Origin of the sequence: Neisseria sp. HMSC068C04 (genome assembly GCF_001810105.1) — a bacterium.
GTDB classification, from domain to species: Bacteria; Pseudomonadota; Gammaproteobacteria; order Burkholderiales; family Neisseriaceae; genus Neisseria; species Neisseria flavescens_B.
Genome location: NZ_KV799924.1, coordinates 19,879 through 29,859 on the forward strand (window position 1 = coordinate 19,879; position 9,981 = coordinate 29,859).

The 9,981-nt window shown below is 54.2% G+C and carries 4 protein-coding genes; 2 read left to right on the forward strand and 2 right to left on the reverse strand.

Annotation, left to right across the window (positions count from 1 at the left end):
- Positions 1–102 precede the first annotated feature (102 nt).
- Complete coding sequence (locus HMPREF2700_RS03200) at positions 103–4,251, reverse strand: translocation/assembly module TamB domain-containing protein (protein WP_070590029.1); 4,149 nt, start codon at positions 4,249–4,251, stop codon at positions 103–105.
- An 80-nt stretch (positions 4,252–4,331) separates the two neighbouring features.
- Entirely contained in the window at positions 4,332–6,173 is a 1,842-nt protein-coding gene (locus tag HMPREF2700_RS03205; RefSeq protein WP_070590032.1) for an autotransporter assembly complex protein TamA, read from the reverse strand.
- Positions 6,174–6,621: 448 nt separating this feature from the next.
- On the opposite strand from HMPREF2700_RS03205, the gene sstT reads away from it, so the two are divergent.
- Both sstT and HMPREF2700_RS03215 read left to right on the forward strand, forming a co-directional pair.
- Positions 6,622–7,845, forward strand: a complete 1,224-nt coding sequence (sstT, locus tag HMPREF2700_RS03210) for a serine/threonine transporter SstT (RefSeq protein ID WP_070590034.1) — start codon at positions 6,622–6,624, stop codon at positions 7,843–7,845.
- 228 nt (positions 7,846–8,073) lie between these two features.
- Positions 8,074–9,930, forward strand: a complete 1,857-nt coding sequence (locus HMPREF2700_RS03215) for an ABC transporter ATP-binding protein (RefSeq protein ID WP_070590037.1) — start codon at positions 8,074–8,076, stop codon at positions 9,928–9,930.
- Positions 9,931–9,981 lie beyond the last annotated feature (51 nt).

Genomic DNA, 9,981 nt, shown 5'->3' on the forward strand with positions numbered 1-9,981 from the left:
CGTTTGCCTTTGTTTTTTGAGGCATAGCTTAAGATTTTGATACGGTAGAACAAGATAAAGGTCGTCTGAAAGATGAATTTCAGACGGCCTTTTTAACGGCTTTTAGTGTTGTTCTTCCGGCTCGGGTTCGTCTTTGCCGAACCAGTTGTCAAAGCGGATGGTGTATTTCAACTCGCCGCCGGAGGAGCGCGTGCCGATGCGGGCAACGGCTTGGATGGCGCGGGTCAGTTGGTACACGAGTTTGACGGATTGTTCAGCGCTGGAGATGCCGTATTCGTAACCTGCGTAGAGGTTGTTGGTGAGCTGTTTGCCGACGGTCAGAACTTGTTCGGCAGGGTTGAGCTCGCCTGTTTGGGCGTTGCGGCTGCGTTTGCTGGTAAAGCCCAAATCATCGACAAGGCCGATGCGGTCGTTGACTTGGCCGGCAAGCAGCGCGCTGGCGGCCGCAGAGAGCGTGGCGTTGTCGCCGTCGCTACCGCTGCTGGCACGGTTGAGGATAAGCCAGGAGAGTTTGTCTTTTTCACTCATGGCTTCCTTGGCAACCAAGGTCACGCGCGGATTGTTGAGGCTGCCGAGAACTTCGACACCTGCGCCGACCGGGGAGAGGCGGCGTTCGGCACGGATGTTGAGGTTTGGATTGGTCAGCGGGCCGACAAAGGAAACCGATCCTTTGGTGATGTCGAGGTCTTGACCGTAGGCTTTGTAGCGGCCTTTGACAACGCGCACGGTACCAACGCCTTGGACGGCTTCGCCCGGACGGGACGTGATGGCCAGTTTGCCGCCGATGGTAACGTCTGCGCCGTAGCCGACAAAACGGACATTGTCGTTGATGTTCAAAACAAGGTTCATATTAATCGGCGTGGTGGCCGTTGCTTCTTTTGGGGTTTCGCCCAGTACGACCACGTCGTCATCGAGGGTCGGCATGGAGGATTTTTGCGAACCAAACCTGCCGAAGTCGGTGTTGAGCGTGCCGTTGAGCGATACGCCTTTTTCCGGATTGTAGAGGACTTTGGCCGCGCCGGAGAGCTGCAGTTGGCGGTTTGGACGCGAGAGGGTGCGGTATTTGTCGAAGATGATGTCTACGTCAACATCGGGGTTGGCGTTGGCAAGGTTGACCGCGCCTTTGAGCTCAATCGTGCCGCCGCGGTGGAATTTGAGGCTGTCGATCACCCATTTTTGACCCTGCAGGCGCGAACGCAATACGCCGTTGTCGAGAATCAGGCCTTGGGTTTGATGGCGGTAATAGAGGTTGTCGCCATTAATCAGGCCGCTTAGTTGCGGATCGTTCAGACGGCCTGCCAAGTTGACGGCGGCGTTCAGACGGCCTTTGAGGGTTTGGCCGACGGGCAGGAAATTGCGGAAGACTTCGAGGTTGGCAACGTTCAGGTTGAGCTTGCCGCTCAGAGGGGCGGTATCGAAGCTGGTGCCCTGACCGATGTTGACGGTACCATCGGCCCGGCCGTAATTGGTTTGGAGGTCGAAGTTGCTGTTGACGGTGGGCGAACCGAGTCGGCCGCCGATGGTGGCGGTTGCGTTCAGACGGCCTGCAATGCCTTGGGCTGTCGCCGGCATAAAGGATTTGAGCGAGCCCAAATCGGGAACGCTGATATTGACTTTGCCACTGACGGGGGCGTTGTTGATGTTGTTGCCGAACTGCTGGGCGATGCCGAGCGTGCCGTCAACTTTGCCGAAGCGGGTGTTGCCTTCCAGCGTGCTGTCGATGCGGCCGTTTTGGAAACGGGTGCGCAGGGCGAGCGCGGAAAGTCCCAAAGGCTGTTTGTTTTTCGGGTCTTTGCTCGGCAGAATGATGTCGCCGCTTTGACGGTTGATGTTGAGGAAGCCGCGCGCGTTTTGACTGTACGCCAAATCCCAGTCGCCGCCCAAGACGAGGTTGTGTTCGATAGGCGGAGTGTAGAAGTTGTGCAATTCGGTAATGTGCAGATTTTGTGCGCTGCCTTTACTGGTAATGCCGGCTTTCTTGTCCCAAACGAAATTTTGCAGGTTGAGGCTGCCGCCCATAGCCGCCCAACGCGCGCTGCTGAGGGAAACGCGTTCGCTGCCGGCTTCGAGGTTGAGGCGGTTTTGCAGTTTGAGGTTGAACGCGCCGTTGATGTCGAGCGTATCAACCGTGCCTTTCCATTGGGTTTGGTCTTTGTTAAGGCCGCCGGTGGCATCGAGGTCGAGCTTGTAGCGTTTGTTGTCCACCGCCATGCTGCTGTTGCCGCGGATGTGGTGGTGCGAACCTGTGCCGCTGATGAGCAGGTTGACGTTGTCGATCATGGCCGCGCCGCCGGAGACGGCGATGTGTTCGCCTTTAATATCGGCACTCAACGGACGGTTGGTGTCGGGCGAACCCTTAAGCTTGAAGTCGAGGGTGCGGATGTTGACGGCATCGGCGACTTTGAAGTTGCGCGCTTCGCCGTTCAAATCGGCTTCAAGGGTTTTGAGGCCGTCTGAAAAACTGCCGGAGATGTAGCCGCGCGCGTTGAGCAGGCCGCCCAAGCCGAAGCCGAAACGCGACAAATCGGGGGCGGTAATGTTGAGGTTGAGGCGGTCGCCTTTTTTGCCGAAGCTGCCGTTGGTTTTGATGATGTTGTTGCCGAGGGTCAGGTCGGTCAGGGCGCGTGCGAGGTGTTTGTTTTCATAAGCGACGTCGGCTTTGCCGCTGAGCGGAACGCCGTTGAGCGTACTCGGTGCAAACTGCATTTTGCCGGCGAATTTTTCTTGCGCCAGTATGCCGGTCAAGTTGATGTTGCCGTTGACGCTGCCTTGCGGAAGCTGCGGATCGATGCGCGCAGGGTTGAAGGCTTTGCTGACAATGTCCAGTTGCAGTTTGCGGTCTTTGAAGAGTTCGAGCGAGCCTTTGGCGTTGAGTTCGCCGCCGTTTTGCGGAACCAGGCGGACTTTGTCGAGCTTGAGCGTGCGCTGGCCGAGCTGTTTGTCAGTTTGGAAAAACAGCATGCCGTCTGTACGTGCAAATCCGCTGTCGAGATTCCAGTTGATGACGGGGGAGGAAGTTTCGCCTTTGACGTCGATACTGCCGTTCAGACGGCCTGCGATGTTTTGACGGACAAAGTCGTCTGCACCGGTATTGTTGATGCCCAGTGCGAGTTTGAGCTGGTCTTGGGCGGTATCGATAGAGCCGGACACATCGATGCTGCCGTCTTTGAGCAGGTCGACGCCGATGTCTTCAATCATGACCGTGCCTTTATCGTCGACGATGAATTCGCCGAGGATGCGTTTGACAGGAATATGATTTTCATCGGCAAAACCGGCTTGGTCGTTTTCCAAGTCAATCGAGCCTTCCAACGCAACGCCGTCGGTAAACGACGGAATGGTGGTGGCATCGAAATTCAGGCGCGCTTCGGGCAGGCTGGGCAGGAAGGCCTGCGGATTGATGTTGGAACCTTTAATCAGGATTTCGCCGACGGTTTCATTGAGGCTGTCGGCGAATGGGTGAATGGTGGATTTGGCCGACAAATGAACGTTGTCGCTATCGAGCAGCAAGTCGGTGGATACGTCTTGCAGGCTGCCCCACAGGCGCACCGTACCATGTAGGGTTTCGCCCTCAAGCTGGCCTTTGGTGTAGATGGCGGTATTGAGGACGTAGGGTTTGTTCAAACCGATCACCACCGCGCCTGTCGAGCTGCTCCATGGCGTATCGGCGGTTTTGATGTGGAGGCGGTGTTCTTTTTTGTCGTAATGATAGGCCGCGTGCAGATGGTCGAGATAGATGGTCTGCTTGTCAAAACGCTTGCCTACGCTGATTTTGCCGGTTTCCAAACGGTCGAGATAGGCGGTAACAGGCAGGTCTATGCTGTCGGGCAGGCCTTTTGAAGGCTCTTCTTCTTTAGGCGGCGTGCGTTTGGTCACGATGGCGATATCGCCGGCCACGACTTCGGTGATGTGCAAGGACGGACGGGTCAGTTCGGACGGTTTCCAATCAAAGCGGAAGCTGCTGATTTTGATGTCCGCACCTTCTGTTTCAATCAACCATTTGTCGCCTTCAAAACCTTCAATCAGCGTTCCTTTCAGCGTGTCCGAAGAAATTTTGACACCGAACCATGACGGGATTTTGTACAAACCGAAACGCAAACCCGACTCCGTACCGACCAGCCAGCCGATCGCGCCGGCGGAAACGGTCAATACGCCCAAGGCGGACAGGACAAAGCCGAGCAACAGGCGTTTTTTGCGCTTTGGCGGGGCGGGCTGTTGTTCAGACGGCGTGGAAGTGTTTGCAGTATCGGTCATGATATTTTTCTGTTTGTCTGTTGTTCAGACGGCCTGAAATGGCTGAGGCCGTCTGAAAGAATGGATGGTGAGTATGTTTGTTAAAACCTTGTGCCCAAGCTGATGTGCCAGCGGATTTTTTTGTCGTGATGGCCGTAGGCAATATCGAAGGAGAACGGCGCAACCGGGCTGAACCAGCGCACGCCCAAGCCGGTACCGTGTTTTAAGGTCATGTGTTTGAAGTTGCTTGCCGCATCGCCGACATCGTGGAAGATGGCGCCGGAGAAGCTTTTGGTAACTGGGAATTGATATTCGAGACTGCCGACCACCAAGGCGCGTTGCGGCAGAACGGAGCCGTTGGGACCTGCCAAGCCGATACTGTCGAGTTCGTAACCGCGTACGGAAGTTGCGCCGCCGGTACGGAACATCAGGCTGGACGGCACTTCTTCGCCTTCGCGGGCATAAACGTAGCCTGCCTGTCCGCGTACGATGAATGTACCGAGTTTTTTGTTTTCAGGCGTGAAGAAATAGCCTGCGCGTGCCATGGCGCGTGCCATTTGGGTGGAGGAGAGGAATTTGCCCAAAGTTGCCCCGATTTTGCCGTCGAGGTAGTAGCCGTTTTGTGGGTGCAGCTCGGTTTCGATGCTTTGCCGTTTCCATGAGGCGGTCAGCATGGTGGCATGGCTTCGGCCCAAATCGTAGCTGGTGTCGGGGACTTTGCGGTCTTCGGTAATGAATTCGAGGCCGAAGCGGGCATCAATATTGTTGCGGTCGCGGACATACCAAATACCGCTGGTCAGGGCGCGTTTTTCAAGGTTTTGCGTGGTCGAGCGGTTGTAGGAAACGTTGCTGGTCCAGTAGTTGCCGCGGTTGTTGCGCGGTTGGCTGATACCGGCGGCCAGCGTGGTTTCGTATTTGTCCATGTCCCAAACGATGGAACCGATGTAACCCTTGTTAAAGAGGTTGTAATAGTCGTAGGCGATGCGTCCACCGATTCCATATTCGGAGTCGTAGCGGATACCGGTTTCCAGTTTGTGGCGTTTGACTTCAGTCACGTTGATTTTGACGGGAACGCGGTCGCCTTGCAGTTGGTCGAAGTCAGCCTGTACGGACGCGCCGGAGTAGTGGCCGTTTTGTTCGAGCGCCTGTTGCAGGTCGAGGATTTTGTCTAAGTCGTAAGGCGAACCGGGTTGGAAGCGCGCCATGCCGGAAACCACGCTCTCAGGGTAGCGGCGTGTGCCGGTAATTTGGAACTCGCCAAAGTAAATGGGGCGGTTGCTCTCTACGATGACGTTCAAATCGGCTTTTTGGGTATTGGGATTGATGGTGGCTTGGGTGGTAGTGAGTTTCGCCAAAGGGTATTTTTTGCGTGTTACCGCGCTGAGGACGGAGGTTTTACTAGCACTCCAGCCGTCTTGGTCGAAGTTTTCGCCAACGGGCTGTTGCCAGTTTTCCATCGCATTTTGGTAGTACTCGGCCAAGTTGTCATCATTCAATACGTCGCCAAGGATGGCCACGCTGACGTTGTCGACTTTGGTGCGCGGGCCGGGGATGACGTTGACGGTATAGCTCTCGCCGTGGTCTTGAATATTGACGTTGCTGTTGAAGTAGCCTTTGGTCCGGAGCATCGTTTTGACGTTGTCGGGAGCCTCTTCGGCGAGGAAGCCGACCTGCTCTTTGTCCAGCTCTTCGTCCTGCTGCTGGGTAATCAGCGGCAGGTATTCTTCAAGCATTTCTTTGACTTCGCTGTCTTGGGTGTCGATTTTGACGGGAAATTTGGGCTTGAGTTTGCCTGTTTGGTCGTCTTTGGGCTGCTTGGGCATTTCGGATTCGGGAACAGCCTCGTAGTCTTCCGCTTTGGGAACGGAAGTATCTACTGCCAACGCGTGTCCGTAGGCGAGCGCCAATGATGCAAATAAAACAGGGTAGGTCAGTTTGGTCATGATGTGTGTTCGACAGCGACAATTCTTCAGTTTGTGGATTTTAACATTATTTCTGCAAGGTTTCAGGCTATGGTTATAAACGGAAATTTAGCGCGATAATGTTGCAAAATGTGACGTAAGGGCGGATTTTGGTTTGTTTCTATACGATTGTAATAGTTATGTTTTGTGTTTTGACTGATAAAGTTGCCTTTGTATTCGGCCTTATGGCGCAGATTTCAGGCCGTCTGAAATCAAGATACAGAGAGATAAGGCAACGGTATGGGCATACTTTAAAGTAGGGTTTGAGCAGGTTTGACTGTATTTTTGGCATAAAATGCCAATTGTGCCATAAATGCTAAACTTTAATGCTGTTTTTGTGAGGTGTGCATGAAAACCTCGCCGACAAATGATTTTTTATTTTAGAATGTAAGACTTTTTTAACATATCTTTAAATTGTGAAGGAACGGATATGGCAAGTGGCAATCCGCTTTTGAACGCGCTCAATCGCGTCAGCCTGGTGGCGCAAATCGCCATCGGCTTGGTTTTAGGTATTATTGTGGGTGCAGTTTCGCCGCAAGTCGGTATCAGCGCAGGACTGCTGGGCAGCCTGTTTGTCGGTGCGCTTAAGGCTATCGCGCCGATTTTGGTATTTGTGTTGGTGACTGCCGCTATTGCGCAACACCAAAAAGGCAATCAGGCCTACATCAAACCGATTTTGATTTTGTATATTTTCGGTACGTTTGCCGCGGCTGTGGTGGCAGTCATTGCCAGTATGGCATTCCCGACCACGCTCATTCTGCGTGCGGCAGGCGATGTATCCGTTGCGCCGCCTTCCGGCATTGTCGAAGTGCTGAAAACGCTGCTGATGAATTTGGTGGCCAACCCGATTAACGCGCTGGCCAATGCCAACTATATCGGCATTTTGGCTTGGGCCTTGGTATTGGGTGCGGCTTTGCGCCATCACGGTTCGGATACGACCCGCCAAGTGGCGGCCGACTTGGCCGATACCGTTTCGACGGTTGTGAAGTGGATTATCCGTTTTGCGCCGCTGGGTATTTTCGGCTTGGTGTCTTCTACCATTGCGGAAACCGGTTTTGAAGCGCTTGCCGGTTATATGCAGCTGTTGGCCGTATTACTCGGCTGTATGCTGTTTATCGCTTTGGTGGTCAACCCGATTATTGTGTGGACGCAAATCCGCCGCAACCCTTTCCCGCTGGTGTTTACCTGCCTGCGTGAAAGCGGCGTGTATGCCTTCTTTACCCGTTCTTCCGCCGCCAACATCCCTGTGAACATGGCATTGGCGAAAAAACTGGGTTTGCACGAAGACACTTACTCCATCTCCATTCCATTGGGTGCAACCATCAATATGGCCGGTGCGGCAATCACCATTACCGTTTTGGCGATGGCTGCGGCGCATACGCAAGGCATTACGGTTGACTTCGCTACTGCCCTGCTGCTGAGCCTGGTCGCTACCGTCAGCGCGTGCGGTGCATCCGGTGTGGCCGGTGGCTCGTTGCTGCTGATTCCTTTGGCGTGCAGCCTGTTCGGTATCGATAACGATGTGGCCATGCAGGTGGTTGCCGTCGGCTTCATCATCGGCGTGATTCAAGACTCTGCAGAAACTGCGTTAAACTCTTCCACCGACGTTTTGTTTACTGCCGCTGCCGATTTGGGCCGTCAACGTAAAGAGTGATTTTTAAGGGCAACCTAAATCCAGCAAAGGCCGTCTGAAAAGTTTCAGACGGCCTTTGTTTTATGTAAAGCAAAGGGATTTTTAGATAGTCAAGCCGATAGATTGGTTTGATCGGACTGACGGTATCCGCTGTCATCAGTCGGATTTTTACCGTAAAATACAGTCTTGAATGTATTTGAATCACCTCTTTTCAGACGGCCTGACCGTCTTATCACATTTGCAAAAACAATGATTAAAAAAATATTCTCATGGTTCGAGTCCCGCATCGACCCTTATCCAGAAGCCGCGCCGAAAACGCCAGAAAAAGGGTTGTGGCGGTTTATTTGGAGCAACATTGAAGGCGTGCGCAAATGGATTGCCGTGTTGGCCGTGTTTACGGTCGGCGTCGGTATCATGGAAGCCTTGATGTTCCAATTTATGGGCAAGGTGGTCGACTGGCTCGGCGCTTATACGCCGCAAACGCTTTTTGTTGAAAAAGGCCATGCATTAATCGGCATGATGGCCATGGTGGCATTTTTTGCCGTTTGGACCTTTTTTGCGTCCAGTGTACGCCTGCAAACCCTGCAAGGCGTATTCCCCATGCGCCTGCGCTGGAATTTCCACCGCTTGATGCTGGGTCAAAGCCTGGGCTTTTATCAGGACGAATTTGCAGGACGCGTGTCCGCCAAAGTCATGCAAACCGCGCTGGCGCTGCGCGATGTCGTGATGACCGTTGCCGATATGGTTGTGTATGTGCTGGTGTACTTCATTACTTCCGGCGTGATTCTGTCCTCATTCGATGTTTGGCTTATTTTGCCGTTTATCTGCTGGATGATTGGATTCGCCATGATTATGCGCTTCCTGATTCCCAAACTCGGCAAAACCGCCGCGCGTCAGGCCGATGCGCGCTCGTTGATGACCGGCCGCATTACCGACGCCTACTCCAATATCGCCACCGTCAAACTCTTCTCCCACGGCGCACGCGAGGCCGCTTATGCCAAGCAGTCGATGGAAGAGTTTATGGTGACCGTCCATGCCCAAATGCGTTTGGCTACGCTGCTGCACACTTGCAGCTTTATCGTCAACAGCTCGCTGACCGTCGGTACGACCGCCTTGGGCATTTGGCTTTGGTATCACGGCCAAGTCGGCGTAGGCGCGGTAGCCACGGCTACTGCCATGGCATTGCGTGTGAACGGTTTGTCGCAATACATCATGTGGGAGTCTGCCCGATTGTTTGAAAACATCGGTACCGTCAACGACGGCATGGCCACCCTGTCCAAACCCCACACCATCCTCGACAAACCGCAAGCCCTGCCGCTGAAAGTTACCCGAGGAGAAATCAAGTTTGATCACGTCGATTTCTCCTATGAAGCAGGCAAACCGCTTCTCAACGGCTTTAATCTGAACATCAAACCCGGTGAAAAAGTCGGCTTGATCGGTCGCAGCGGTGCAGGCAAATCCACCATCGTCAACCTGCTCCTGCGCTTTTACGAACCGCAAAGCGGCACGATTTCGATCGACGGCCAAACCGTGGACAGCGTTACCCAAGAAAGCCTGCGCGCCCAAATCGGTTTGGTGACACAAGATACCTCCCTGCTGCACCGCTCCGTCCGCGACAACATTATCTACGGCCGTCCCGATGCCACCGAAGCCGAGATGATTTCCGCCGCCGAACGCGCCGAGGCCGCCGGTTTTATTCCTAACTTAAGCGATGCCAAAGGCCGACGCGGCTATGATGCGCACGTTGGCGAACGCGGCGTGAAACTTTCCGGCGGCCAGCGCCAACGCATCGCCATCGCCCGCGTTATGCTCAAAGACGCGCCGATTCTGTTGCTTGACGAAGCCACCAGTGCGCTTGACTCCGAAGTCGAAGCCGCCATCCAAGAAAGCCTCGACAAAATGATGGAAGGTAAAACCGTGATTGCCATCGCCCACCGCCTCTCCACCATCGCCGCGATGGACCGCCTCATCGTCTTGGACAAAGGCCGCATTATCGAAGAAGGCAGCCACACCGAGTTGCTCGAGAAACAAGGCCTGTATGCCAAACTTTGGGCACACCAAAGCGGCGGCTTCTTGAGTGAGCATGTCGAGTGGGAAAACAATTAAACGCTTTGAAAGAAGATAAAAGGCCGTCTGAAACGGATTTTCAGACGGCCT